The sequence below is a fragment of the Nocardioides okcheonensis genome, assembly GCF_020991065.1.
Classification (GTDB): Bacteria; Actinomycetota; Actinomycetes; order Propionibacteriales; family Nocardioidaceae; genus Nocardioides; species Nocardioides okcheonensis.
Window position 1 is genome coordinate 3,168,520 of record NZ_CP087710.1, and the last position, 24,341, is coordinate 3,192,860.

Genomic DNA, 24,341 nt, shown 5'->3' on the forward strand with positions numbered 1-24,341 from the left:
CCCACGCCTCCTGGAAAGGGGGACCCGTGGCCCACATGGACGCCCGGCGGCTCGCCCCCGCCGACTTCGACTTCGAGGGCACCGGCGACGAGGCCCGCAACTGGCTCGACGTGGCCTACGGCTCGTCCCTCGGCCTGTCCGGCCGGATGGGCGCGGTGCGCCACCGACGGTCGGAGTCCGACGGCGTCGCGGTCGACCGGCTGACCATCGACGCACCGATCACCTTCGACGCCGACCCGATGCCCGGGCTGGTCGTGGTCGACGTCCGGCGCGGCCAGATCGAGTACACCCGCAACGGGACCACCGACGGCGGGGTCGACGGCGACAGCCTGCTCGCCACCGGATGGGACATGGCCTTCAGCGGCCGGGGCAACGGCTACGAGGTCGACAACACCCGCATCTCGGCGTCGGTCCTCGCCGACGCGATCCGCGACATCGACCCCGACCGGCGCCCTGACGAGCTCGTCTTCGCCCGCTTCGTCCCCCGCTCCGCCGCCGCCGGCGCCCGGTGGCGGGTGACGGTCGAGGAGTACCGGTCGTCGATCGCGACGCACGACAGCGACGTGGCGCGCGGGTCGGCGACCCGCCTGCTCGCGCACACGCTCCTGCACACCTTCCCCAACAACGTGGTGGGCGAGGCGAGCCGGCTCGACGTCGGGCGCGACCGCCGCGACGCCAGCCAGTCGGCCGTGCGGCGGGCCCAGGCCTTCATCGAGGGACGCGAGGGTGACGACCTGTCCATCGCGGTCATCGCCCAGGCCGCCGGCGTCTCGCCGCGTGCGCTCCAGTACGCGTTCCAGCAGCACCTCGGCTGCACCCCGCTGGCCTACCTGCGCCGGGTGCGGCTCGACCTCGTCCGCCGCTCGCTGCGCGACGGGTCGGTGGTGTCCGTGGCCGACGCCGCAGTGCGGCTCGGCTTCTTCAACCCGGGGCGTTTCGCCGCGGAGTACCGCCAGGTGTTCGGCGAGAACCCGCGCGAGACCCTGCGTCGCGCGGCCGACTAGACCACGCTTCGTTATCCGGCTGTTGCCGGTCCCGGCCGCCTGCGACGGTGGAGGTACGACTTGCTGGAGACCACGGTGAGTTCGCCCCCTTGCAGGAAGGAACTCTCGTGGTCCGCCTGTCGCTCGCACCCGAGCCCACCCGCCGTGACGCCACCGCGTCCGAGCAGCTGATCCACGCCCACATCGACGTCGCGCGGTCGATGGCCTCGCGCTACCGCAACCGCGGCATCGACCTCGACGACCTCGAGCAGGTCGCCCTGCTCGGCCTCACCAAGGCGGCGCGCCGCTTCGACCCCGACGCCGGCCACGACTTCATGTCCTTCGCCGTCCCCACCGTGCGCGGTGAGCTGCGCAAGCACTTCCGCGACCACGGCTGGACGGTGCGCCCGCCGCGCCGCATCCAGGACCTGCAGGCCCGCATCGGCCGGGCCCAGGCCGAGCTGGAGGCGTCCCTGCGACGCTCCCCGCGCCCGACCGAGATCGCCTCCCACCTCGAGGTGTCGCGCGACGACGTGGTGGAGGCGTTGACCGCCGACGGCTGCTTCACCCCGACCTCGCTCGACAGCGCCGCCGGGGAGGGACCGGCCACCCTCGGTGACCTGATCGGGCACGTCGACCCCGCGATGGGCCGCGCGGAGGCGCGCATGATGCTGGCGCCGCTCGTGGGCGGCCTCGGCGGCCGCGACCGCCGGATCGTGCGGCTGCGGTTCGTCGAGGAGCTCACCCAGCAGGAGATCGCCACGGAGGTCGGGCTGACGCAGGCCCAGGTCTCGCGGATCCTCACGCGGATCCTGGCCGACCTCCGCAAGGGTCTCGGCGCCCTGGCCCCGGCCGCCTGACTCAGGAGTCGAAGCCCAGACCGGCCCGGTCGAGCACCCGGAGGAAGGCGTTGCGCCGTCCGCCGCGGTGGTCGGCCCGGTCCAGTGACCAGCGGGTGAGGTTGATCCCGATGCCCGCCACCGGCTCGGGGGGGAAGGGGAGCGGGCGCTCGCGCACCATCCGGAGCGCGGTGCGCTCGTTCTCCTGCCCCGCGAGCAGGTCGAGCAGGACCTCGGCGGCGAACCGCGTCGCACCCACCCCGAGCCCGGTGAACCCGGCGGCGTGGGCGACCCGCCCGCCGTGGCTGGTGCCGTAGAACGCGGTGAACTGCGTGCACGTGTCGATCGCACCCGCCCAGCGGTGGCTGAAGCGCACGTCCTCGAGCTGGGGGAAGGTCGCGAGGAAGTGCGCGGCCAGCCGGGCGTGGCTCGCGGGCCGGTCCTCGTGGCGCACGTGGAGCCGCCCGCCGCGTGGGTAGACCGCGTCGTACCCGCCCCACAGGACCCGGTCGTCGGACGTGAGCCGCGCGTAGTGGAACTGATTGGCGAGGTCGCCGAGCCCGCAGCGGCGCTCCCACCCGATCGCCGCGCGCTGCTCGGCGGTGAGCGGCTCGGTCACCAGGACGTAGTCGTAGACCGGGACGGTCATCAGCCGGTTGCGTCGCAGCAGCGACGGGAACACGTTGGTGGCCAGCACGACGTCGCCCGAGGTGACGGTGGCCCGGTCGGTCGCGACCTCCACGCCGCCCGCCACCCTCCGCAGCCCGCTGACGGCGGAGTGCTCGTGGACCTCGACGCCGAGGTCGCCCGCGACCCGCGCCAGCTCGCGGGCCAGCCGCGCGGGGTGGACCAGGGCGGTCCCGTCGGTGTCGAGGGCGCCGGCGAGGAACAGCGGGCTCGCGACCTCGGCCCGCACGCCGTCGCGGTCGAGGAAGCCCGGCTCGTCGGCCAGCCACCCGACCTGGTGCTCCTCGACCGCGACCTCCAGGGTCCCGGTGCGCTCCCACTCGCAGTCCAGCCCGAGGTCGCGCACGTCCGCCTCGAACGCGTCGAGGTTCTGCGCGCCCAGCCGGACCAGGTCGTCGTGCTGCTCGGGCCACCGCGAGCGGCCGTTGTCCTCGCCGTGGGTGAGCGACGCCTCGCAGAAGCCGCCGTTGCGGCCCGACGCCGCCCAGCCGACGGTCTGCGCCTCGAGCAGGACCACGCGCCTGCCGGGGTCGCGCCGCTTCGCGTGGACGGCCGCCCACAGGCCGAGGTAGCCGCCGCCGACGACGGTGAGGTCGGCGGTGGTGCTCGCGGTCAGGGCGGGGTACGTCGGCCCCGCCCCGGCGTCCTCGAGCCAGAACACCGCCTGCCGGCTGCCCGCGAGGGAGCGCTCGACCAGCGCCGGGTCGGGGGCGTGCCGCTCGAAGGCGGTGCGATGGGCCACGGGGTCAGCGTGCCGCGGCGGTGAGCGCCTCGTCGAGGATCGCGAGGCCCTCACGGGCCTCCTCGGCGGTGGTGGTCAGCGGTGGCACGACGTGGATCCGGTTGTAGTTGGAGAACGGCAGCAGGCCGCGCTCCTGGCAGCCCTTCACGATCGCGCCCATCTCGGGGCTCGAGCCGCCGTACGGCGCCAGCGGCTCCCGCGTCGCGGGGTCGCGGACCAGCTCGACGGCCCAGAACGCGCCGGTGCCGCGCACCTCGCCGATCCACGGGTGCTTCCCGGCGAGCGCCCGGAGCCCGGGTCCGAGGACGTCGGTGCCGAGCCGCTCGGCGGCCCCCACGACGTCGTCGTCCTCCATGGCCCGGATGGTGGCGACGGCGGCGGCGCACGCGAGCGGGTGGCCGGAGTAGGTGAGGCCGCCGGGGTAGGCGCGGTGGGCGAAGGTGGCGTGGATCGCGTCGCTGATCGCGACGCCGCCGAGCGGGACGTAGCCGCTGTTGACGCCCTTGGCGAAGGTCAGCAGGTCCGGGGTCACCCCGCCGTGCTCCACGGCGAACCACCGTCCGGAGCGGCCGAATCCCGACATCACCTCGTCGGCGACGAGCACGATGCCGTGCCGGTCGCAGATCTCGCGCACGCCGGCGAGGTAGCCCGGCGGAGGGACCATGATCCCGGCGGTGCCGGGGATCGCCTCGAGCACGATCGCGGCGACGGTGGCGGGGCCCTCCAGGGCGACGACCTGCTCGAGGTGCTCGAGCGCACGCTGGCACTCCTCGGCCTCGGTGGTGGCGTGGAAGGGCGAGCGGTAGGGGAACGGGCCGAAGAAGTGCACCGTGCCGGTCGAGCCGTGGTCGCTGGCCCAGCGGCGCGGGTCGCCGGTCATGTTGACCGCGAGGTGGGTGCCGCCGTGGTAGCTGCGGTAGGTGGTGAGCACCTTGTGCCGGCCCGTGTGCAGGCGCGCCATCCGGACGGCGTGCTCGTTGGCGTCGGCGCCGCCGTTGGTGAAGAACACGTGGTCGAGGTCGCCGGGGGTGTGGCTCGCGATCAGGCGCGCGGCCTCCGAGCGGGTGCCGTTGGCGAACGCAGGCGCGACGGTGGCGAGGTGACCTGCCTGCTCCTGGATGGCCGCGACGATCCGCGGGTGCTGGTGGCCGAGGTTGGTGAAGACCAGCTGGGAGCTGAAGTCGAGGTACCGCTTCCCCGCGCCGTCCCAGACGTGGCTGCCCTCGGCCCGGGAGATCACCATCGGCGAGATCTCGGCCTGCGCCGACCAGGAGTGGAAGACGTGGGCGCGGTCGAGCGCGTAGGCCCGCTCGGCGTCGTGGGTGTCGGTCAGGTCGCTCTTCGTCACGACGTCAGTCATTGCGCGGGAACCCCAGCTCGAGACCGCCCGCGGGCCGGTTGGCGGGGTCGATCCACCGGGTGGTGACGACCTTGCCGCGGGTGAAGAAGTGCACGCCCTCGGTGCCGTGGGCGTGGGTGTCGCCGAACAGCGACCGCTTCCAGCCACCGAAGGAGTAGTAGGCGACCGGCACCGGGACCGGCACGTTGACGCCGATCATGCCGACCTCGACGTCGGCCTCGAAGCGACGGGCGGCGCCGCCGTCGTTGGTGAACACGGCCGTGCCGTTGCCGTACTGGTTGGCGTTGACCAGCGCGACCGCCTCGTCGTAGGTCTTCACGCGGACCACGGACAGGACCGGGCCGAAGATCTCCTCGGTGTAGATCTCCATGTCGGGGGTGACGTCGTCGAAGAGGGTGGGGCCGAGCCAGAAGCCGTCCTGCCCGCCCCGGGCCGCCACGTCGCGGCCGTCGACGACGACCTTCGCGCCGGCGGCCTCGCCGGAGTCGATGAACGAGCTGACCCGGTCGCGGTGGGCCTTCGTCACGAGCGGGCCCATGTCGGCCTCCTTCCCGTCCCCGGTCGCCGAGCGTCCGCCGTCGCCGATCAGCAGGGTGCGAGTGCGGTCGGCGATCCGGGCGACCAGCTCGTCGCCGACCGGGTCGACGGCGACCAGCACGCTGATCGCCATGCAGCGCTCGCCGGCGCTGCCGTAGCCGGCGTTGACGGCCGAGTCGGCGGCGAGGTCGAGGTCGGCGTCGGGGAGGACGACCATGTGGTTCTTCGCGCCGCCGAGGGCCTGGACGCGCTTGCCGTGGCGGCTGGCGGTCTCGTAGACGTACTCCGCGATCGGCGTCGAGCCGACGAAGCTGATCGCCTGCACGTCGGGGCTGGTGAGCAGCGCGTCGACGGCGGTCTTGTCGCCGTGGAGCACGTTGAAGACGCCGTCGGGGAGACCGGCCTCCTTCCAGAGGGCGGCGAGCCAGGTGGCCGCGCTGGGGTCCTTCTCGCTGGGCTTGAGCACGACCGTGTTGCCGGCCGCGATCGCGACCGGGAAGAACCACATCGGCACCATGGCCGGGAAGTTGAAGGGGCTGATGATGCCCACCACGCCGAGCGGCACCCGCTTGGAGTGCACGTCGACGCCGGTCGAAGCCTCCTCGCTGTGCCCGCCCTTGAGCAGGTGGGACATGCCGCAGGCGAACTCGACGACCTCGAGGCCGCGGGCGATCTCGCCCATCGCGTCGGAGTGCACCTTGCCGTGCTCGGCGGTGATGATCGCGGCGAGCTCGTCCTTGCGGGCGTTGAGCAGCTCGCGGAAGGCGAACATCACCTGCGTACGCCGCGCGAGCGAGGTGGTGCCCCAGCCGCGGGCGGCGCGGGCGGCGGCCGCGATCACCTCGGCCGCGTCGGCCTCGCTGGCCAGCGCGACCCGGCCGGTCACCTCGCCGGTGGCGGGGTTGGTCACGTCGGCCCAACCGGTGGGCGAGCCGGTCAGGGGCGCACCGTCGGCCCAGTGCACGATCTCAGCGGTGTCGGTCATGCGGTCATCCTGCTCGTCGCGCGCGGCGGAAGCGGGTGTCGGATCGTAGGGTTTGGAGGCCCTGGTCGGACACTTCGTCACCCCGGGCGCGCGTAGGCTCCACCCGTGGCCGAGACGACGCCGGGCGTGACGCTGACCGAGGCCCTCGCGCTGCCCACCTTCCGGCGGGCCGCCCCGCGGGTCGTGGCCGGCGCGGGTGCCGCCGACCGTCCGATCCGGTGGGTGCACGCCACCGAGCGCGCCGACGTGCGCGACCTGCTCCGGGCCGGTGACCTGCTGCTCACCATGGGCACCGGGCTGCCGGTCGACGACGACGCGGCCGGCTTCGCGGCGTTCGTCGACGAGCTGGTCGAGGTCGGCAGCGCGGGCGTGGTCGTCGAGCTCGGCCGCCGCTGGTCCGACGCGCTGCCGTCGGCGCTCGTCGAGTCGTGCGAGCAGCACGGGCTGCCACTGGTCGTGCTCGGCCAGGAGACCCGCTTCGCGGCGCTGGCGCAGGAGATCGGGGAGCGCGTGGTCGACCACCAGGTCGCCGAGCTGCGCGAGGCGCAGCGGGTGCACGAGACGTTCACCGAGCTGAGCTTCAGCCAGGCCGGTCCGGTGGAGATCCTCCAGGCCGTGCAGCGCCTCGCCGGCGGGCCGGTCGTGGTGGAGAACGCCCACCACCGGCCGCTCGACTACTTCCCGGGCCCGGACGACGAGGGCGGCTTCCTCGACGGCTGGCCGGCCCGGTCGCGCCGCGTCGAGGTCGCGGGGCGCACCGGCTGGGACGCCGGCAACGGCTGGCTGGTCACCCGGCTCGGCACGGCCGAGCAGGGGTGGGGCCGGCTGGTGATCGGCTCGGCCGCCGCGCCCTCCCAGCGGCTGGTCGCGGTCGCCGAGCGGGCCGCGGCGGCGCTCGCGCTGCACCGGCTGCACGACCGGGACCGCGGCACGCTGATGCGCCGCACGCACCTCGAGCTGCTCACCGGGCTGGTCGAGCAGCCGGGGTCGGAGGAGGTGCAGCGACGCTGCGAGCTCGCCGGCTTCGCGCTGCGGCGTCGGTGCTTCGCGGCGCTTGTGGTCCGACCGCGGATCGGCGCGTCCTCGCCGGCCGACCTCGACGAGGTCGCCGCGACCGTGGTCCGGGCCGCCCACGGGCTGCGCCTGCCGGCGCTGGTGTGCGAGGTGGAGCGCGACCTGCGGGTGCTGGTGTCCGCCCCCGCGACCGCGGACGCCGACGACCTGGTCGACCGGGTGGCCGCGCGGGTCCTCGCCCACCACGACGTGGTGCTCGCCGCCGGCCGCGCGGTCGCCGAGCGGTCCGCGATCGCGCGGACCGTCACCGAGGCGGGGCAGGTGGCCGACGCCGCCCCGCAGGTCCGCCGGGAGTCCGACCCCGACGTCCACCGGCTCGACGACCTGCACCTGCGCGGGCTGCTGGCGCTCCTCGGCGAGGACGACCGGCTGCGGCTCTACGTCGAGCGCGAGCTGGCGCCGTTGCGCCGCCACGACAGCGCCGACGGCTCGCGCACCGACCTGCTCGCCGCGCTGCGCGCGCTGCTGCTCCACCCGGCGAGCAAGACCGAGGCCGCCGCGAGCCTCCACCTCTCCCGCGCCGCCTTCTACGACCGGCTCGCGCGGATCGAGGCGCTGCTCGACGCCGACCTCGACGACCCCGACGTGCGGGTCTCGCTCCACGTCGCCCTCCTGGCCGACGAGCTGTTCAGCGATCCCCGGCCGGCCGGGGATCGCTGAACTTGTCGGCCCGTGCACGGCCTGACAAGTTCAGCGAGAGCCTGACCGTTCCGTCCACGGACCGTCGGATCGTCCGACGAGCGACCGACATCCCGACAGATCGTCGGCAGCGGGTCCCACGCCCACCGGGGCACGATGGGCGGGTGTTCCGAGTGCTCGACGTCGAGGCGTCCGTCCCGATCGCCCCGCTCGACCCCGCCACGGTCCTGGCGGGGTCGCCGAGGCGGGCTCCCGCGCGCTTGCCGCCGTGTCCGGCGTCGAGGTCGGGGTCTGGGAGATGAGCCCCGGCACCGCCACCGACGTCGAGGTGGACGAGGTCTTCGTCGTCCTCTCGGGCTCGGCCACGGTGACCTTCGAGGACGGCGAGCGCGTCGACCTCGGCCCCGGCACCGTCGTCCGGCTGCGGGCCGGCGAGCACACCACGTGGGTCGTCCACGAGACCCTGCGCAAGATCTACGTCGCCTGATCCCGAGAGCCGGAGGAACCCCCATGACCGAGACGGTCCGCAACTTCGTCGACGGCGCCCTCGTCGAGTCGGAGGCCACCGACTTCATCGACCTCGTGGACCCCACGACCGGTGAGCTCGACGGTCGCTCGCCGGTGTCGACCGCGGCCGAGGTGGACCGGGCGTACGCAGCCGCGGCGGCGGCGTCGGAGTCGTGGAAGCGGCTCACCCCCGGTCGGCGGCAGGGCCACCTGCTCGACCTGGCCGCCGCCGTCGCCGAGCGGCGCGACGAGATCAGCGCGGTGCAGGCGCGCGACACCGGCCAGCCGGTGCGCCACATCGCGAGCGAGGAGGTCGACCAGGGCGTCGACCAGCTGCGCTTCTTCGCCGGCGCGGCGCGGCTGCTGGAGGGCAAGTCGGCGGGGGAGTACCTCGAGGGCCACACCTCCTCGATCCGCCGCGAGCCGATCGGCGTGGTCGGCCAGGTGACGCCGTGGAACTACCCCTTCGCGATGGCGATCTGGAAGGTCGCCCCGGCCCTCGCCGCCGGCAACACCGTCGTCCTCAAGCCCAGCGACACCACCCCGCGCTCGACGGTCCTGCTCGCCGAGATCGCCGGCGACGTCCTCCCGGCAGGGGTGCTCAACGTCGTCAACGGGGACGCCACCACCGGTCGCCACCTCGTCGAGCACCCGACCCCCGGCCTGGTCGCGATCACCGGCTCCGTGAGGGCCGGCATCGAGGTCGCCACCTCGGCCGCCCGCAACCTCAAGCGCGCCCACCTCGAGCTCGGCGGCAAGGCGCCGGTCGTGGTGCTGCCCGACGCCGACCTGTCGCGGACCGCGGAGATGGTCGCGGCCGCGGCGTACTTCAACGCCGGCCAGGACTGCACGGCCGCGACGCGCGTGATCGTCCACCGCAGCGTGCACGACGAGCTGGTCGCGCTGCTGGTGAAGGAGGCCGAGGGCACCCGTCCCGGCCCGCCGTCCGACCCCGACGCCGACTACGGCCCGCTGAACAACGCCGCCCACCTGGCCAAGGTCGAGGCGTTCCTGACCGACCTGCCCGCGCACGCGGACGTACGCACCGGGGGCGCCCGGCACGGCGACACCGGCTTCTACTTCGCCCCCACCGTCGTGACCGGCGTGCGCCAGGACGACCGGATCGTGCAGCAGGAGGTCTTCGGGCCGGTGCTCACCGTGCAGCCCTTCGACACCGAGGCCGAGGCGGTCGCGATGGCCAACGGCGTGGACTACGGCCTGGCCGGCAGCGTGTGGACCCGCGACCACGGCACCGCCGACCGGCTCACCCGCGAGCTCGACTTCGGGTGCGTGTGGGTCAACACCCACATCCCGTTCGTCTCCGAGATGCCGCACGGCGGGTTCGGGTCGTCGGGCTACGGCAAGGACCTCTCGGGCTACGGCTTCGACGACTACACGCGCATCAAGCACGTGATGAGCGCCCACTACTGACTCACGGCCCGCCGGCGCACCCCGGGTCGTCGTCGAGCGCCTCGGAGAGCCGCTCGGAGATGGCCGCCAGCTGGCGCAGCTGGGTCCGGGTCAGCCGGTCGACGACCAGCCGGCGGACCTCGCGCACGTGGCTGGGGGCGGCGTCGACGACCCGCGCCAGGCCCGCGTCGGTGAGGCTGGCCCGCGTCGCCCGCCCGTCGTCGGGGTCGGGCACGCGGGCGACGAGCCCCAGCCGTTCGAGCCGCGTGACCACCTGCGAGAGGCGGGAGAGGGAGCCGTCGGCGCCGTCGGCGAGCGCGCTCAGCCGCAGCGTGCGGTCCTCCTGCTCCGAGAGCAGGGCGAGCACGGCGTAGTCGAAGTGACGCAGGTCGTGGTCGCGGCGCAGCTGGGAGTCGAGGGCGGGCTCGAGGCGCGCCACGACGCTGCTGAAGGCGCGCCACGCCTGCTGCTCGTCGTCGTCGAGCCACGGCGTCGCCGCATCGTCCACCGCCTGCCCCGTGTCACCCACCCGGCCAGCCTAGGGGAGCGGGAATAACTTCACGCGTGAAGTGTTCTGCCCTCATCGATGCTTCAAGCGTGAAGCAACAAGCGAGGAGGACCTGATGGACGTCGTGCTGTGGATCGTGGCGGGGGTGCTGGCGCTCGCCTTCGTGGCCGCCGGTGGCATGAAGCTGGCGCAGCCGAAGGAGAAGCTCTCCGCGTCGGGCATGGGATGGGTCGACGACTTCTCCGCCGGCGCGGTGAAGGGGATCGGCCTGCTGGAGGTGCTCGGTGCCGTCGGCCTGGTGCTGCCGGGGCTGACCGGGGTGGCGCCGGTGCTGGTGCCGCTGGCCGCGCTCGGCCTGGCGCTGACGATGGTCGGGGCGGCGGTCGTGCACCTGCGCCGGGGCGAGCAGCAGATGGTGGTCGTCAACGCGGTGCTGCTGGTGCTCGCGCTGGTGGTCGTGGTCGGTCGCTTCTGGGTCGAGCCCTTCTGATCCGGCCGACGCACGCTCAGCCCGGCACCCCGACGTTGAAGACGTCGAGGAGCTGGGCGAGCGTGCGGTAGTAGCCGACCAGCACGACGAGCTCGGTCGTGGTGGTCGCGCCGAGGTCCGCCGCGAGCGCGGCGTAGGCCTCGTCTGTGAGGCGCGCGTCGCCGGCGAGCAGCCGCCGGCACAGGTCGTACGCCGCCTGCTCGCGCGGGTCGGCGGAGGTGAAGGCCCCGGCCGCGAGGGCGGCGATCTCGTCGTCGGTGAGCCCGACGGCACGCCCGACCCGCTCGTGGGCGTACTGCTCGAAGTCGCTGCCCGTGGCGGCGGCGACGGCGAGGATCGCGATCTCGCGGGTGCGGTCGTCGAGGCCGGTGGCGTAGCGGATCGCGCTGCCGAGCTCCTGCAGCGGAGCCCCGAGGGCCGGCTCGTGGAGCATCACGCCGAAGGGCCCGGTGAGCGCACCGTCCGGCGTGGTGAGCGGGAAGTGCTGCGGACCGGAGCCGCGGGGGCCGCCGACGATCCGCTCGCGCAGCGCCCGCTGTGCCTCGTCGAGCCGCTCGGGTGTCAGGTCGGGCAGGCGCACGCGGTCCTCCGGTGGTGCTCGGACGGGGGACTCAGGCGGCGTTGCCGGCGTCCCGGGACGGGGACGATCCTCGCTCGGCGAGCTTGCGCTTGGCCACCGGGAGGCCCACCAGGGTCAGGACCTTCCAGAACAGCCAGCCGAGCAGGGCGAACAGGTTGCGCTTGGTGCGTGCCATCGGGTGCTCCTGACGTGGTGGTGGGACGTGGTGGTGGGAAGCCGTCCGGGGGCCGGCCCGCTGCCGGCCCCCGGACGGGGTTCACTGGGGGACGCTCACTTCTTGAAGGCGTCCTTGACGTTCTCGCCGGCCTGCTTGACGTCCGACGCCGTCTGGTCCTTCTTGCCCTCGGCCTTGAGCTTGTCGTCGTTGGTCACCTCACCGGCGACCTCCTTCGCCTTGCCGGCGAGGTCCTGCGCGACGTTCTTGGCCTTGTCAGCGATACCCATGGTGGGCTCCTCTCTCGTTGGTCTTCGTGGTGCTTCGAGGGTTGGTCGTGCGCAGCGGCCGGTTCGTCACGCCGATGTGAGCCACGTCTCGTCAGGTGCTCGTCGGGCATGCTGGCCCCATGCGCTTCACCGAGCACGAGCTGACCGTCGCCGTGACCTCCGCCGCCAAGACCGTCGCCGGCGCCCGGTCCCTGCGGCGCGCGAAGGGCGAGGCGGCCTGGGAGGCCATGAGCCGGATCGACCGCTACCACCTGCTCGAGGCGGTCGGCGGACAGGTGCTCCCGGTGCTGCTCGCGCTGCCGGACGTCGACGTCGAGCCCGGCACCCGCCCGACGTTCACCGACCAGCAGGTGGCGGAGGCCGTCGAGGCGACCCTGGGCGAGACCGGTGTCGGCCGGATGCGGCAGAAGGTCGCCGTCGCCGCCCGCGTGACGCTCGTGCGGACGGCCCTCGCGCAGCTGCCGGTGCGCCAGGACCCGGACGCGCTGACCGTCCCCGACCACCTCTGAGGCCCGTTCAGGAGGCACTCAGGTTGGACGCGTAGCGTCGAGGACGATGACTCACACGATGCGTACCCCCTCCCGCACCCGCTCCGTCCTCGGCTCCCTCGCGGTGGTCGCGGTCCTCACCCTGTCCGCCTGCGGCGGAGGGGACGGCGGGTCCGACGCCTCCGGCGCCTCCGACGACAAGGCATCGTCGAGCCCCTCCGAGAGCGGCTCGACGGACGCCTCAGCGGCTCCCGAGCCCGACCTCGACGGCATCCCCGACGTGGTGGCGGAGGTCAACGGCGAGGAGGTCACCAAGGAGGAGTTCGTCCCGATCTACACCGCGGCGTTCCAGCAGGCGGCGGCGACCTCGCAGATGAGCGGCCAGGCTCCCGACGAGGAGGCGCTGCGCAAGCAGACCGTCGACGACCTCGTCGACACCGAGCTGCTCACGCAGGAGGCCGAGTCGCGCGGCATCGAGGTCAGCGACCAGCAGGTCGACGACGAGCTCACCGCGCTCGCGGAGCAGAACCAGATGGGCTCGGCCGACGAGCTGCTCGCCGCGGTCGAGCAGCAGGGCGTCACCGAGGAGCAGGCCCGCTCGCAGATCGAGACCCAGGTGATGGTCGAGCAGCTCGCCGCCGACGAGGACGGGTCCGTCGACCCGACCGAGAAGGAGCTGCGCGCCCTCTACGACCGGGTCAAGCAGCAGCAGGCGCAGTCGGGCCAGCAGGGCCAGGAGATCCCGCCGTTCGCGCAGGTCCACGACCAGCTCGAGGAGCAGGCGCGCAACCAGCAGGTCGGCAAGGTCGCCGGCGAGCTGGTCGAGCAGCTGCGCAAGGGTGCGGACATCACGATCAACCTGTGAGGTGGGCCGCACCGACCCACTAGGGTGGGCGCCGTGTCCGAGGTCCTGGAGCTCGAGGACCCCGCCCCCACCGGCACGGGTCGCTCGGCGCTGCCCCTCTCCTGGGTGGTTGCTGCCGCCGTCGCGTACGCCCTCCTGGCCGTGCTCGGGCGGCTCACGGTCGTGCAGGGGCAGACCGTCAGCCTGGTGTGGCCGGGCGCCGGAGCAGCCGTCATCTGGCTGCTCGCCGAGGCACCGCGCCTGTGGTGGCGCGCGCTCGTCCCGCTCCTGCTGATCCACGGCGCCGTCTCGTGGGCGACCGGTGGCGCGTGGTCGCTCGTCGTGTTCGGGGCGGTGTCGCTCGCCGTGCAGACGGCCGTGGTGGTCTGGCTGGTGCGACGCTGGTGCCCCTCGCTGCTCGGCGCCGGCGGCACCCAGAGCTTCCGCTCCCCACGCGTGCTGGCCCAGGCCTCGGCGGCGATCGCCCTCGGCTGCCTGGTCGGCGCCGTGATCGGCACGGTCGGCGTCGCCGCGTCCGGCGCAGAGGTCGACGCCTGGACGCCGGCCGCGTGGTTCGCGCGGCACTTCACCGGGGTGCTCGTGTTCGGTGGGCTGGGGCACCTGGCGTGGGAGTGGCGTACGCAGTCGGTCCCGCCGCGCGCGCAGGGCGGCAGCCGGCTCGAGCTGGCGCTGCTGTGGGCGATCTCGCTGGCGGCGTCGAGCCTGGTCTTCCTCCAGCCGCTGCCGCTCGTGTTCCTCGTGGTGGCGCTGAGCGTGTGGTCGGCCGCGCGCTACCCGACGTTCCTCGCCGCGCTCCACGCCGCAGCGGTCGGTTCGGTGGGCTTCGTGCTCACGCTGGCCGGCCAGGGACCGTTCGCCGAGCTGGGCGACCCCGTCGAGCAGGCCCTGCTCATCCAGGTCTTCCTGGTCGCGGTGCTCCTCACCGGACTCGGCGTGGGCGCCCTCGGCGACCGCATCGACGAGCTCGTCTCCAGCCTGACCCGCTCGCGCGAGCACGCCGCCGAGCAGGCCGAGCTGCTGGCCGAGATGACCGAGAGCATGGGCGAGGGACTGGTGGTCCTCGACGACGCCGGGCGGGTCGTGCGCAGCAACGGCGCGAGCCGGCGGCTCGCCCACCGGGTCGCACCCGGCGCCGACGACGGGTCCGCGCTCAGCGACCTCGTCGCCCAGGTGCTCCACCCGGTCGTCGACCGCGCGGCCGCCCCGCGCCCGGAGCTCGGGGTGGGCGACGTGCCGATCCGGCTGGCCGACGGCGACGAGCTGGTGCTCGCGGTGTCCCGAGCGCCGCTGTCGGAGCAGCACGGCGACGGCCGCTCCGGCACCCTGCTGGTGCTGCGCGAGGTGACCGAGCACCGCAAGGGCCTGCGTCCGCTCGCGGGCTTCGCCTCGACGGCGGCCCACGACCTCCGGGGACCGCTCACCGCGATCCGGTCGTGGATCTCGCTCGCCGCCGAGACCCTGGACCCCGACGACGAGGCCCACGAGGGCCTCCAGCGCGCCGAGCGGGCGTCGCTCCAGATGGCCGACATGATCGACGACCTCCTCGCCCACGCGCTGGCGGAGGCCGGTGACCTGGTCCCGGTCGACGTGCCGCTCGCCGGCGCCGACGGGCTGCTCGCCCACGCCGGCGACCTCCTCGGCCCCGACGACGAGCTCGTCATCGGCAGCGACCTGCCGGCGGTGCACGCCGACCCGGTGGCCGTGCGCCAGCTGTTCGCCAACCTGATCGGCAACGGCGCGAAGTACACCCGCGAGGGCGTCCCGGCCCGCGTGGTGGTGACGGCCCGCCGCCAGGGTGCGCGGGTGGTCGTCGAGGTCGAGGACAACGGCGTCGGGGTGGAGGAGTCCGAGCGCACGTTGATCTTCCAGCGCTTCCACCGCAGCGGTGCCGTGCGCGCCCACTTCCGGGGCACCGGCATGGGCCTGAGCATCTGCCAGACCGTGGTGCAGCGCCACGGCGGCACCATCGAGTGCCTGGCCGCCGACCCCGGTCCCGGCTCGGTCTTCCGCTTCGACCTCCCCGCCGCCGTCAGCGAGACCGCCGACGTCCCGGTGGGCTGAGGCCGAGGCCGCAGGCACTGCCCGGGCGGTCGCGCTTGCTCCGGAGGCAGCCGGTGCGGCAGCGGCGTACACGTGTCCGAGCTCTCGCCCTCGAGCTGCTGGGCGTTGCGGGCCTCGGGCGCGGTGGCTGAGCCACATTCCGCGCGACCGGAATGTGGGTGGCTCACCGCTGGTCGAGGGCTCCTCCTCGCGTCGGCGTCCTCGCTCCGCTCGTCCGCCGGCTCAGGTTTCGAGCCGCCCGTCGCAACCTCGTACCTCGGTCGCGGGGCTCCCTCAACCTCTTCGCGTCGGCGTCCTCGCTCCGCTCGTCCGCCGGCTCAGACGTTGCGGCGGTACTGGCCCCCGACCTCGAAGAACGCCTCCGTCACCTGCTGCAGCGAGCACACGCGCGCGGCGTCCATCAGCACGGCGAAGACGTTGTCGCCCGACACCGCGGCGTCCTTGAGCCGGGCGAGGGCCTCCTGCGCCTCCGCGCCGTGCGCGGCCTGGAAGGCGCGCACCCGGGCGAGCTGCGACTCCTTCTCGGCCTCGGTCGCGCGGGCCAGCTCGATCTCCTGGGGCTGGGCGTCGGCGGCCGACTCCTTGACGAAGGTGTTGACGCCGATGATCGGCAGCGACCCGTCGTGCTTGCGGTGCTCGTAGAGCATCGACTCGTCCTGGATCCGGCCGCGCTGGTAGCCGGTCTCCATCGCGCCGAGCACGCCGCCGCGCTCGTTGATCCGGTCGAACTCGGCCAGGACCGCGGCCTCGACGAGGTCGGTGAGCTCGTCGATGACGTACGAGCCCTGGAGCGGGTTCTCGTTCATCGCCAGGCCCCACTCGCGGTTGATGATGAGCTGGATCGCCAGCGCGCGGCGCACCGACTCCTCCGTCGGGGTCGTCACGGCCTCGTCGTAGGCGTTGGTGTGCAGGCTGTTGGCGTTGTCGTAGATCGCGATCAGGGCCTGCAGCGTGGTGCGGATGTCGTTGAAGTCCATCTCCTGCGCGTGCAGCGAGCGGCCGCTCGTCTGGACGTGGTACTTCAGCTTCTGCGAGCGGTCGTTGGCGCCGTACTTCTCCTTCATGGCGACCGCCCAGACGCGGCGGGCGACGCGGCCGAGCACGCTGTACTCGGGGTCCATGCCGTTGGAGAAGAAGAACGACAGGTTCGGCGCGAAGTCGTCGACGTCCATGCCGCGCGCGAGGTAGGCCTCGACGTAGGTGAAGCCGTTGGCGAGGGTGAAGGCGAGCTGGCTGATGGGGTTCGCCCCGGCCTCGGCGATGTGGTAGCCGGAGATCGACACCGAGTAGAAGTTGCGGACCTGCCGCTGGATGAACCACTCCTGGATGTCGGCCATCATCCGCAGGCTGAACTCGGTGGAGAACAGGCAGGTGTTCTGGCCCTGGTCCTCCTTGAGGATGTCGGCCTGCACCGTGCCGCGGACGTTCGCGAGGGCGTACGCCTCGAGGTCGGCGCGCTCCTGCTCGTCGGGCTCGCGGCCCTCCCGCTCGCGGAACGCGTCGACCTGCTGGTCGATGGCGGTGTTGAGGAAGAACGCCAGCACGGTGGGCGCCGGGCCGTTGATGGTCATGCTGACCGAGGTCGTCGGCGCGACCAGGTCGAAGCCGCCGTAGAGCACCTTCATGTCGTCGAGGGTCGCGACGCTCACCCCGGACGTGCCGACCTTGCCGTAGACGTCGGGGCGCGGGTCGGGGTCGCGGCCGTAGAGGGTGACGGAGTCGAACGCCGTCGACAGGCGGGTGGCGTCGTTGCCCTCGGAGAGGATCTTGAAGCGGCGGTTGGTGCGGGCCGGGTCGCCCTCGCCGGCGAACATCCGGGCGGGGTCCTCGTTGTCGCGCTTGAACGGGAAGACGCCCGCGGTGAAGGGGAAGTAGCCGGGGAGGTTCTCGCGGCGCCAGAACCGCACGAGCTGGCCGTGGTCGGTGAAGCGGGGCAGCGCGACCCGCGGGATCTTGTTGCCGCTGAGCGACTCGCGGGTCAGGCGGGTGTGGATCTCCTTGTCGCGCACCCGCACCACCTGCTCGTCGCCGGAGTAGGACTCCACGACGGCCGGCCACGCCGCGACCTGGTCGGCGACCTCGTGCGGGACGGCCTTGCGCGCCTGCTCCAGCAGCGCGGGGACGCCGCCGGCGTCCGCCTCGTCGAGCTCGGCCGCGACCGCCTCGATCCGCTGCAGCCGGGCCGCCGCCTCGGCGAGCTCCTCGGTGCGGGCGTGGTAGCCGCGGACGGTCTCGGTAATCTCGCTGAGGTAGCGCACCCGCTCCGGCGGCACGACCTGGCGGATGCCGGAGGAGTGGCGCACGTCGACGTGCGGCAGCGCGCCCTCGGCGACCTCGAGGCCGGCCCCGGCGAGCGCGTCGCGCAGGTGCTGGTAGAGCGCGGTGACGCCGTCGTCGTTGAAGGTCGCGGCGCTGGTGCCGAAGACCGGCATGTCGTCGGGCTGCTTGCCGAACGCCTCGCGGTTGCGGACCAGCTGTCGGCCCACGTCGCGCAGCGCGTCCTTGGCGCCGCGGCGCTCGAACTTGTTGATCGCGACGGTGTCGGCGAAGTCGAGCATGTCGATCTTCTCGAGCTGCGAGGCGGCGCCGAACTCGGGCGTCATGACGTAGAGCGAGTGGTCGACGAGCGGCACGATGCCGGCGTCGCCCTGGCCGATGCCGGGCGTCTCGACGATCACGAGGTCGTGGCCGGCGGCCTTGAGCACGTCGATCACGTCGCCGAGGTGCTCGGGCACCTCGTGCGCGCCGCGGGTGGCGAGCGAGCGGAAGAAGACCCGGTCGCCGTCGAGGGAGTTGGCGCGGATCCGGTCGCCGAGGAGCGCCCCGCCGCCCTTGCGGCGGGTCGGGTCGACGGCGATGACCGCGATCCGGAGCTTGTCCTGCTGGTCGGTGCGGAAGCGGCGCACCACCTCGTCGGTCAGCGACGACTTGCCGGAGCCGCCGGTGCCGGTGATGCCGAGCACCGGGACCACGCGGCGCTTCGCGGCGGCGCGCACCTCGGCCAGCGTGGCGTCGTCGAGGCGGCCGCCCTCGGCGCCGGTGATCGCCCGGGCCACGGCGAACCGGTCGCCCGACAGCACGTCCTCGACCGAGACCTGGCGGTCGGCCCACAGGTCGACGTCGCAGTCGCGCACGACGGAGTTGATCATGCCGACGAGGCCCATCTTCTGGCCGTCCTCGGGGGAGAAGATGGTGACGCCGGACTCGCGCAGCCGGGTGATCTCGGAGGGCACGATGACCCCGCCACCGCCGCCCACGACCCGGACGTGGCCGGCCCCGGCCGCGCGCAGCGACTCCACGAGGTACTCGAAGTACTCCACGTGGCCGCCCTGGTAGGACGACACCGCGACGCCCTGCACGTCCTCCTCGAGCGCCGCGTCGACGACCTCCCGCACGGAGCGGTTGTGCCCGAGGTGGATCACCTCGCAGCCCTGGCTCATGAAGATCCGCCGCATGATGTTGATCGACGCGTCGTGGCCGTCGAACAGGGCGGACGAGGTGACGAGGCGGATCGGGTTCGACGGGGTGTGGAGGTCGGCCATGCCTCGATAGTAGGACGTCCAAGTACCTACCCGCGAGTCACCTGCTACAGGCTCTCGCCGAGGCCCGTACGCAGCGCGGTCAGGCGGTCGGTCAGCTCGCGGACGTCGGGGCTCGGGATGCCCGGCTGCTCGAACACCTCGCCGTTGAGCGCGGCGGTCGCCTCCTCGACGGCCTCGCGGCCGGCCTCGGTGAGCACGGCGAGCACCACCCGTCGGTCGCCGTCGCCGCGCTCGCGCCGCACGTAGTCCTGGGCGACCAGCCGGTCGACGGCGCTGGTGACGCTGGTGGGGTGCACCTGCAGCAGCGACCCGAGCCGCGACATCGGCATCGCGGCGCCGCGGGAGAAGGACAGCAGCCGCAGGACCTCGTAGCGGGCGAACGTCAGGCCGCGCGGGCGCAGCACGGCGTCGATGCGCTCCATCAGCAGCTGCTGGGCGCGCACCACCGACGTCACCATCGCCATCCCGTCGGCGGCGTCGGCCCAGCCGTGGGCCACCCACTGGCGGTGGGCCTCGCCGATCGGGTCGCGGGTCATGGCTGGAGGTTAGCCAGTCAGGGTCGTCAGCTCGCCGTGCGCCTCCACCATCGCGGGGCCGTACCAGGTCAGCAGCCGCCCGGAGACGAGGCGCGACGGCGTCGCGAACGCCTCGGGCCCGTCGTCGGCGGTGAAGACGTACGGCTCGTCCGGCAGCAGCACGAGGTCGGGGCCGGCGGCGTCGACGTCGCCCGGCGTCACCGTCGGGTAGCGGCCCTCGCGGCCGGCGAGCACGTTGACCAGGCCGGCCCGGGCGAGCAGGTCGTCGGTGTAGGTCGGTGCGCCGACCACCATCCACGGGTCGCGCCAGATCGGGACGGCCACCCGGACCCTCGCCGGCGACGGCGAGCCCCACAGCCGCCGCGCCTCGACCAGCCACCCCGGCTCCGGCACCTGCAGCGCCTCCTCCAGCAGCCGCGCCATCGAGGCCAGCGACTCCTCGACCGTCTCGATGCGCGTCACCCACACCGCCACGCCCGCGTCGCGCAGCCGGCGGACGTCGAGCTCGCGGTTCTCCTCCTGGTTGGCGACCACCAGGTCCGGCTCGAGCGCGCGGACCGCCGCCAGGTCGGGGTTCTTGGTGCCCCGGACCCGGGCGACGTCGAGGTCGGCGGGGTGGGTGCACCAGTCGGTCGCGCCGACCAGCCGCTCGGGTGCGGTCGCGGCCAGCGCCTCGGTGAGCGACGGCACGAGGGACACCACGCGGGTCGCCGGACCGGTGAGGGGGACGGCGGCGCCGAGGTCGTCGAGCATGGTCCGAGGCTAGGCCAGCGGCGCCACGACGTGTCGCTGCTGGGTCGGACGTGGTGGAGTTGTCCCATGAGCAAGCACGTCCCGGCGCCGGTGGGCCTGCCCGTCGACGGCCGCGAGCAGCCGACCGTGGAGGGTTGGACCTTCCCGGCGCGCAACCCGGCCACCGGCGAGGTGCTCTGGCAGGTGCCGGACGCCGGTCTCGCCGACGTCGACACCGCGCTGACCGCCGCCCGGCGGGCGTTCGACGCAACCCCGTGGAGCACCGACTCGACGATGCGCGTCGCCGCCGTGCGCGCCTTCCGCGCCGCCCTCGAGGACGAGGCCGACAACCTCGCGCTGCTCCTCGCGGCCGAGACCGGCGTCCCGGTGGCCCTGCGCGAGGCCCACGTCGACCGCCCGATCGCGGACCTGCGGGCGGTGCCGCGGCGCCTCGAGGCGGGGGTCACCGTGGTCGTCACGCCGGCGACCTCGCCGCTCGCGGTGGCGCTGGAGGAGATCGGGCGGGTCCTGCTCGCCGGCGGCACCGTCGTCCTGAAGCCGGCCGTCGAGGCCGCGAGCGCCGCCCTGGAGATCGGCCGCCTCGCGCTCGCCCACCTGCCCCGCGGGGTGCTCAACGTCGTCACGACCCGCGACGTCGACGTCGCGATCGCGCTGACCCTCGACAAGCGCGTCGACGAGGTCGTGGTCGTCGGGTCGGCCTTCGTGGGCGAGCGGGTGCGGGCGTCCGCGCACCGACCCGGCACGCGGGTCCGGGTGACGACCGGCGGTCCGCGCCAGGTCCGGGCGGGCGGTGCCGACATGGCGGACGTGGTCGCGGGAGCGGCGCGGGCGGTGGCCGCCAACGCGGGCCAGGCGCCGTGGGTGCCGAGCAGCGTGGTGGTGCCGGCCCTCCGATACGCCGAGGCGGTGGCGGCGGCCGCCGAGGCGATGGGCTCGGTCGTGGTCGGAGACCCGTTGTCCCCGCAGACGCTGTGCGGCCCGCTGCGCTCGCCCGTGGCCCGCGACCGGGTGCTGCGCTACGTCGCGCTCGCGGAGGCCGAGCGCGCCGACGTCGCGCTCGGTGGCCGGCGCCTCGACCGGCCGGGGTGGTGGGTCGAGCCCACCGTGATCGGTGGGGTGGCCGCCGACTCGCGCCTCGTGGTCGAGGAGGTGCTCGGCCCGGTGCTCATGCTGGTGCCCGACGCATCGGCACGTGCATGATCCCGTCCTCGTCGAACTCCGGTCCCGCCACCTCGAAGCCGTAGCCGGCGTAGAAGCCGGTCAGCCCGGTCTGCGCGTCCAGGCGCACCTCGCGGTCTGCGACGAGCGCGATCGCCTCGTCCATCAGCAGCGCAGCGAGCCCGCGCCCGCGCGCCTCCGGGGCCACGACGACGCGGCCGATCCGGGCCCAGTCGCCGTCGTCGAGGATCCGCAGCGTCCCGACGACCCGGTCGTCGTCGAGCAGCACGAGGTGCCGGGTGGTGTCCTCGAGGTCGCGCCCGTCGAGGTCGGGGTAGGGGCAGTCCTGCTCGACGACGAACACCTGCTGGCGCAGCCGCCACACGGCGTACGCCGTGCGCGGGTCGAGGTCGTCGAAGGAGGCCACCTGCACCCGCGTCGTCATGACCCGGAGCATACGAACAGCAGCGCGGGGCCGGACGGAGTCGTCTCCGTCCGGCCCCGCGCCGGGGTGCGTCGTCGCGCTGGCCTCAGGCGGCCCGGAAGGGCGCCTGCTTGCGGACCACGCGGACGTTGCCGGCCTTGTCGGTCGCGGTCACCTTCACCACGACGTAGGTCCGGCCGTCCTTGCGCTCGACCTTCGTGACCGAGACCTTGCAGTCGTCCAGGCCCGAGCGCGGGTCGGAGGCGCGGCAGGTCGGCTTCGGCATCGAGGCGTAGGCGCGCTTGCCGCTGAAGCCCTTGATCGCGGCCTGCGGCTTGCCCTTGTCGACGTGGAGCGTGGTGCTCACCGACGCGGTGTCGCCGTCGGCAGTGCGGACCGTCGCGCGGAAGACGACCCGGCCCTGCTGGGCGCGAGGCACCACGCGGGGCGTGGGGCAGGCCACGACCGCGCTGCCGTTGCCGGCGCAGGTGTAGGTGATCGTCACCGTGTCGCGGTACCAGCCGAACTCGCTGATCGGCGTCGGGCTGGAGAGCGCGGCGGTGATGGTCGGGCGGCCGACGTTGACCTGCACCTTGGCGCCGGCGGGCGTCGCGTCGGTGTTGCCGGCGGCGTCCGTCGCCCGCACCTCGAAGGCGTGGCCGCCGTCGGCGAGGCCGGTGAAGGTGCGCGAGGTGCCGGGGCACGGCTCCCAGGCGGCGCTGCGTCCGTCGGCCACCAGGCGGCACTCGAACGTGGAGCCCTCGCTGTCGGACGCCCAGCCGAACGCCGCGGACGCGGTGTCGACGACGGCCGGGGGAGCCTGGGTCACGGTGGTCACGGGGGCCACGGTGTCGACGGTCAGCTCCTGCCGGGCGGGCTCGCTGACGTTGCCCGCGCCGTCGACGGCCACCACGACGAAGCGGTGGTCGCCGTCCTCGAGCGGGGCGGACGTCCAGCCGGACGTGCAGGTCTCCGGCGAGGCGAGCTGGGCGCCGACGGGCACGACGACGCACTCGTAGTGGTCGACGTCCGAGGCGGGCGTGCCGGCGAACGCGAACGACGGGGTGCTGTCGTTGCCCGGGGTCCGCACCCCGGACGTGATCGCGACGGCGGGCGCCACGGTGTCGACGGTGAACGCCCAGGCGGCGCTGTCCCCGACGTTGCCGGCGCGGTCGGTCGCCCGGACCTCGAAGGTCCAGTCGCCGTCGGTCAGGTCGGTCGCCTCGAAGGTCGACGCGTCGCACTCGGTCCAGGCGGTCGGCTCGGCACCGGAGACCCGGCACTCGACTCCGGCCACGTCCTCGGACGGGTCGAAGGCGTAGGTGAACGCCGGGCTCGCGTCGTTGCCGAGTCGGGCCGGGCCGGTCTCGATGGTCGCGCCCGTGCCGACCGTGTCGACCGAGAAGTCGTACGACGCGGCGCCTCCGGTGTTGCCGAGGTCGTCGGTGCCGCGGACCGAGAACGTCCAGTCGCCGTCACCCAGCGGGCCGAGGTCCTCGGCGTCGGCGCAGTCCCACCAGGGGGACGGCTCGGCGCTGGGGACCCGGTCGAGGTGGCACTCGAAGGAGGCGGCGTCGGCGTCCTCGGAGCTCCACGCGAACGACGGGGTGGTGTCGTTGCCGAGCAGCGCCGGGACCGAGTCGAGGATCGCGGTGGGTCCGGTCGTGTCGACCTCGAAGGACTGCGACGCGGGCGTGCTGTCGGTGCTGTAGTACGCGTCGACCGCACGGACCTCGAACGTGTAGCCGCCGTCGGCGAGGCCCGGGTAGGAGGTGCCGTCGTCGGGGCAGGTGCTGAACCCGCCGGCGACCTGGTCGTCGGCGGTGAGCCGGCACTCGAAGCGGCGGTGCTCGGCGGCGGTCGTGGTGTAGGTGAAGGCCGGCGCAGCGTCGGTGGAGCGCGCCGCGGGGCCGGAGGCGATCGCCGTGTCGGGCGGGGTCACGCCGACCGGGAACCCGTCACGGAAGCGGAAGACGTAGCGCCCCTGCACGTCGGACTCGCGCGAGCCGTGGACCAGGCCCGCCGGGTTGGTGTCGAGGAACGCGCCGGGGACGTTGGAGCCCGGGAAGACGTAGACGTGCTCGGGGTTCTGGTCCGCTGCGCTGAAGCCGATCTGGACCGAGCCGCTCTGGTCGCCGTCGACGCGGGCATAGTTGAGGACCACGTCGAAGTCGCCGGCCGCCACGTCGGACCGGTCGACCAGCAGCGCCTGGAAGTCGTTGGTCGGCGCCGTGCCGGAGCCGAAGAAGCCGATGTCGCGCCAGCTCACGCACAACGCCGGACGGCCCTGCCACTCCACCGTGCCGTAGGTGACGGGCGTGCCGGTGTAGGTGGTCTCGAGGTCGGCGAAGAACGGCGCGAGCAGCGGCCGCGGCAGCGTCGAGATGTGGCCCGAGTAGTTGTACATCGAGCCGTCGAAGGTGATGTTGCCGTTGTTGTTGACGAACGCCTCGGTGACCGTGCGGTCGTAGAACGCCAGCGGCGACGACAGCGGGATCGATCCGGAGCTGTCGTCGTCGTTGAGCGGCAGGCTGTTGGCCGCGCAGCCGGCGTCGGTGATCACGGCGGAGTCCGGCGCCGCGGCGGCGCCCGGCGTGACCGCGAGCGTGCTGGCCGACGCCACGAGTGCGACGGTGCCGCTGAGGAGCGCACGCGGGACGCGTGCGGAGAGTATGGACATGTGCGCCCTTCGGTCGTGGGCGCGCCCCCACGGCCCACCCCCGTCGGCA

At 73.8% G+C, this 24,341-nt stretch carries 22 protein-coding genes; 10 read left to right on the plus strand and 12 right to left on the minus strand.

What is annotated here, in order from left to right:
• Positions 1 to 35 precede the first annotated feature (35 nt).
• Positions 36 to 1,004: an AraC family transcriptional regulator gene (locus LN652_RS15485; protein WP_230444757.1), complete on the plus strand. Its 969-nt coding sequence runs from the start codon at positions 36 to 38 to the stop codon at positions 1,002 to 1,004.
• A gap of 107 nt (positions 1,005 to 1,111) precedes the next feature.
• The gene (locus LN652_RS15490) at positions 1,112 to 1,843 is read left to right on the plus strand and encodes a sigma-70 family RNA polymerase sigma factor (protein WP_230441506.1); all 732 of its coding nucleotides are present in this window, start codon (positions 1,112 to 1,114) and stop codon (positions 1,841 to 1,843) included.
• A gap of 1 nt (position 1,844) precedes the next feature.
• Here LN652_RS15490 and LN652_RS15495 read toward each other — a convergent pair whose 3' ends face one another.
• The 3 genes from LN652_RS15495 to LN652_RS15505 are packed head-to-tail and all read right to left on the minus strand — an operon-like array spanning position 1,845 to position 6,133.
• Positions 1,845 to 3,251 (minus strand): NAD(P)/FAD-dependent oxidoreductase, encoded by a 1,407-nt coding sequence (locus tag LN652_RS15495; protein WP_230441507.1) that lies wholly within the window; start codon positions 3,249 to 3,251, stop codon positions 1,845 to 1,847.
• 4 nt (positions 3,252 to 3,255) lie between these two features.
• Positions 3,256 to 4,611, minus strand: a complete 1,356-nt coding sequence (locus LN652_RS15500) for an aspartate aminotransferase family protein (RefSeq protein ID WP_230441508.1) — start codon at positions 4,609 to 4,611, stop codon at positions 3,256 to 3,258.
• Positions 4,604 to 6,133 (minus strand): CoA-acylating methylmalonate-semialdehyde dehydrogenase, encoded by a 1,530-nt coding sequence (locus LN652_RS15505; protein WP_230441509.1) that lies wholly within the window; start codon positions 6,131 to 6,133, stop codon positions 4,604 to 4,606. The genes LN652_RS15500 and LN652_RS15505 overlap by 8 nt, the downstream gene beginning before the upstream one ends.
• A 105-nt stretch (positions 6,134 to 6,238) precedes the next feature.
• Between LN652_RS15505 and LN652_RS15510 the strand changes: the two genes are divergently transcribed.
• The 3 genes from LN652_RS15510 to LN652_RS15520 all read left to right on the plus strand — a co-directional run bounded on the left by LN652_RS15510 (position 6,239) and on the right by LN652_RS15520 (position 9,784).
• Positions 6,239 to 7,867 (plus strand): PucR family transcriptional regulator, encoded by a 1,629-nt coding sequence (locus LN652_RS15510; RefSeq protein ID WP_230441510.1) that lies wholly within the window; start codon positions 6,239 to 6,241, stop codon positions 7,865 to 7,867.
• Positions 7,868 to 8,114: 247 nt separating this feature from the next.
• Positions 8,115 to 8,333 carry a cupin domain-containing protein gene (locus LN652_RS15515; RefSeq protein ID WP_230441511.1) on the plus strand — a complete coding sequence of 73 codons (219 nt, stop codon included), beginning with the start codon at positions 8,115 to 8,117 and terminating at the stop codon, positions 8,331 to 8,333.
• A 23-nt stretch (positions 8,334 to 8,356) separates the two neighbouring features.
• On the plus strand, positions 8,357 to 9,784 hold the full coding sequence (locus tag LN652_RS15520) for a gamma-aminobutyraldehyde dehydrogenase (RefSeq protein ID WP_230441512.1): 1,428 nt from the start codon (positions 8,357 to 8,359) through the stop codon (positions 9,782 to 9,784).
• A 1-nt stretch (position 9,785) separates the two neighbouring features.
• On the opposite strand, the gene LN652_RS15525 is transcribed toward LN652_RS15520, so the two are convergent.
• Entirely contained in the window at positions 9,786 to 10,292 is a 507-nt protein-coding gene (locus LN652_RS15525) for a MarR family winged helix-turn-helix transcriptional regulator (RefSeq protein ID WP_230441513.1), read from the minus strand.
• 94 nt (positions 10,293 to 10,386) lie between these two features.
• Between LN652_RS15525 and LN652_RS15530 the strand changes: the two genes are divergently transcribed.
• Positions 10,387 to 10,761: a DoxX family protein gene (locus LN652_RS15530; RefSeq protein ID WP_230441514.1), complete on the plus strand. Its 375-nt coding sequence runs from the start codon at positions 10,387 to 10,389 to the stop codon at positions 10,759 to 10,761.
• 16 nt (positions 10,762 to 10,777) lie between these two features.
• On the opposite strand, the gene LN652_RS15535 is transcribed toward LN652_RS15530, so the two are convergent.
• The 3 genes from LN652_RS15535 to LN652_RS15545 form a co-directional block, all read right to left on the minus strand.
• Positions 10,778 to 11,341 (minus strand): carboxymuconolactone decarboxylase family protein, encoded by a 564-nt coding sequence (locus LN652_RS15535; RefSeq protein ID WP_230441515.1) that lies wholly within the window; start codon positions 11,339 to 11,341, stop codon positions 10,778 to 10,780.
• 31 nt (positions 11,342 to 11,372) lie between these two features.
• Positions 11,373 to 11,516, minus strand: coding sequence for a hypothetical protein (locus LN652_RS15540; protein ID WP_230441516.1), 144 nt, complete (start codon positions 11,514 to 11,516; stop codon positions 11,373 to 11,375).
• A gap of 95 nt (positions 11,517 to 11,611) precedes the next feature.
• Positions 11,612 to 11,785 (minus strand): CsbD family protein, encoded by a 174-nt coding sequence (locus LN652_RS15545; RefSeq protein ID WP_230441517.1) that lies wholly within the window; start codon positions 11,783 to 11,785, stop codon positions 11,612 to 11,614.
• 119 nt (positions 11,786 to 11,904) lie between these two features.
• On the opposite strand from LN652_RS15545, the gene LN652_RS15550 reads away from it, so the two are divergent.
• The 3 genes from LN652_RS15550 to LN652_RS15560 are packed head-to-tail and all read left to right on the plus strand — an operon-like array spanning position 11,905 to position 15,199.
• Complete coding sequence (locus LN652_RS15550) at positions 11,905 to 12,294, plus strand: hypothetical protein (RefSeq protein ID WP_230441518.1); 390 nt, start codon at positions 11,905 to 11,907, stop codon at positions 12,292 to 12,294.
• A gap of 58 nt (positions 12,295 to 12,352) precedes the next feature.
• Entirely contained in the window at positions 12,353 to 13,138 is a 786-nt protein-coding gene (locus LN652_RS15555) for a SurA N-terminal domain-containing protein (RefSeq protein ID WP_230441519.1), read from the plus strand.
• 33 nt (positions 13,139 to 13,171) lie between these two features.
• Positions 13,172 to 15,199 carry an ATP-binding protein gene (locus LN652_RS15560; protein WP_230441520.1) on the plus strand — a complete coding sequence of 676 codons (2,028 nt, stop codon included), beginning with the start codon at positions 13,172 to 13,174 and terminating at the stop codon, positions 15,197 to 15,199.
• A 317-nt stretch (positions 15,200 to 15,516) separates the two neighbouring features.
• Here LN652_RS15560 and icmF read toward each other — a convergent pair whose 3' ends face one another.
• The 3 genes from icmF to LN652_RS15575 are packed head-to-tail and all read right to left on the minus strand — an operon-like array spanning position 15,517 to position 20,030.
• Entirely contained in the window at positions 15,517 to 18,741 is a 3,225-nt protein-coding gene (gene icmF, locus LN652_RS15565) for a fused isobutyryl-CoA mutase/GTPase IcmF (RefSeq protein WP_230441521.1), read from the minus strand.
• Positions 18,742 to 18,785: 44 nt separating this feature from the next.
• Complete coding sequence (locus tag LN652_RS15570) at positions 18,786 to 19,277, minus strand: MarR family winged helix-turn-helix transcriptional regulator (RefSeq protein ID WP_230441522.1); 492 nt, start codon at positions 19,275 to 19,277, stop codon at positions 18,786 to 18,788.
• A gap of 9 nt (positions 19,278 to 19,286) precedes the next feature.
• A complete protein-coding gene (locus LN652_RS15575; protein ID WP_230441523.1) occupies positions 19,287 to 20,030 on the minus strand; it encodes a helical backbone metal receptor in 744 nt (247 codons plus the stop codon).
• Positions 20,031 to 20,096: 66 nt separating this feature from the next.
• Between LN652_RS15575 and LN652_RS15580 the strand changes: the two genes are divergently transcribed.
• Positions 20,097 to 21,230 (plus strand): aldehyde dehydrogenase family protein, encoded by a 1,134-nt coding sequence (locus LN652_RS15580; protein ID WP_230441524.1) that lies wholly within the window; start codon positions 20,097 to 20,099, stop codon positions 21,228 to 21,230.
• Here LN652_RS15580 and LN652_RS15585 read toward each other — a convergent pair.
• Both LN652_RS15585 and LN652_RS15590 read right to left on the minus strand, forming a co-directional pair.
• Positions 21,196 to 21,633 carry a GNAT family N-acetyltransferase gene (locus LN652_RS15585; protein ID WP_230441525.1) on the minus strand — a complete coding sequence of 146 codons (438 nt, stop codon included), beginning with the start codon at positions 21,631 to 21,633 and terminating at the stop codon, positions 21,196 to 21,198. The genes LN652_RS15580 and LN652_RS15585 overlap by 35 nt on opposite strands.
• Before the next feature lie 85 nt (positions 21,634 to 21,718).
• Positions 21,719 to 24,292, minus strand: coding sequence for an Ig-like domain-containing protein (locus LN652_RS15590; RefSeq protein WP_230441526.1), 2,574 nt, complete (start codon positions 24,290 to 24,292; stop codon positions 21,719 to 21,721).
• Positions 24,293 to 24,341 lie beyond the last annotated feature (49 nt).

Coding starts and splice junctions, on each gene's coding strand:
- LN652_RS15585 (WP_230441525.1), bottom strand. CDS start 21,633: ATGACGACGCGGGTGCAGGTGGCCTCCTTCGACGACCTCGACCCGCGC.
- LN652_RS15580 (WP_230441524.1), top strand. CDS start 20,097: ATGAGCAAGCACGTCCCGGCGCCGGTGGGCCTGCCCGTCGACGGCCGC.
- LN652_RS15505 (WP_230441509.1), bottom strand. CDS start 6,133: ATGACCGACACCGCTGAGATCGTGCACTGGGCCGACGGTGCGCCCCTG.
- LN652_RS15500 (WP_230441508.1), bottom strand. CDS start 4,611: ATGACTGACGTCGTGACGAAGAGCGACCTGACCGACACCCACGACGCC.
- LN652_RS15530 (WP_230441514.1), top strand. CDS start 10,387: ATGGACGTCGTGCTGTGGATCGTGGCGGGGGTGCTGGCGCTCGCCTTC.
- LN652_RS15545 (WP_230441517.1), bottom strand. CDS start 11,785: ATGGGTATCGCTGACAAGGCCAAGAACGTCGCGCAGGACCTCGCCGGC.
- LN652_RS15550 (WP_230441518.1), top strand. CDS start 11,905: ATGCGCTTCACCGAGCACGAGCTGACCGTCGCCGTGACCTCCGCCGCC.
- LN652_RS15485 (WP_230444757.1), top strand. CDS start 36: ATGGACGCCCGGCGGCTCGCCCCCGCCGACTTCGACTTCGAGGGCACC.
- LN652_RS15520 (WP_230441512.1), top strand. CDS start 8,357: ATGACCGAGACGGTCCGCAACTTCGTCGACGGCGCCCTCGTCGAGTCG.
- LN652_RS15570 (WP_230441522.1), bottom strand. CDS start 19,277: ATGACCCGCGACCCGATCGGCGAGGCCCACCGCCAGTGGGTGGCCCAC.
- LN652_RS15540 (WP_230441516.1), bottom strand. CDS start 11,516: ATGGCACGCACCAAGCGCAACCTGTTCGCCCTGCTCGGCTGGCTGTTC.
- LN652_RS15590 (WP_230441526.1), bottom strand. CDS start 24,292: ATGTCCATACTCTCCGCACGCGTCCCGCGTGCGCTCCTCAGCGGCACC.
- icmF (WP_230441521.1), bottom strand. CDS start 18,741: ATGGCCGACCTCCACACCCCGTCGAACCCGATCCGCCTCGTCACCTCG.
- LN652_RS15555 (WP_230441519.1), top strand. CDS start 12,353: ATGCGTACCCCCTCCCGCACCCGCTCCGTCCTCGGCTCCCTCGCGGTG.
- LN652_RS15575 (WP_230441523.1), bottom strand. CDS start 20,030: ATGCTCGACGACCTCGGCGCCGCCGTCCCCCTCACCGGTCCGGCGACC.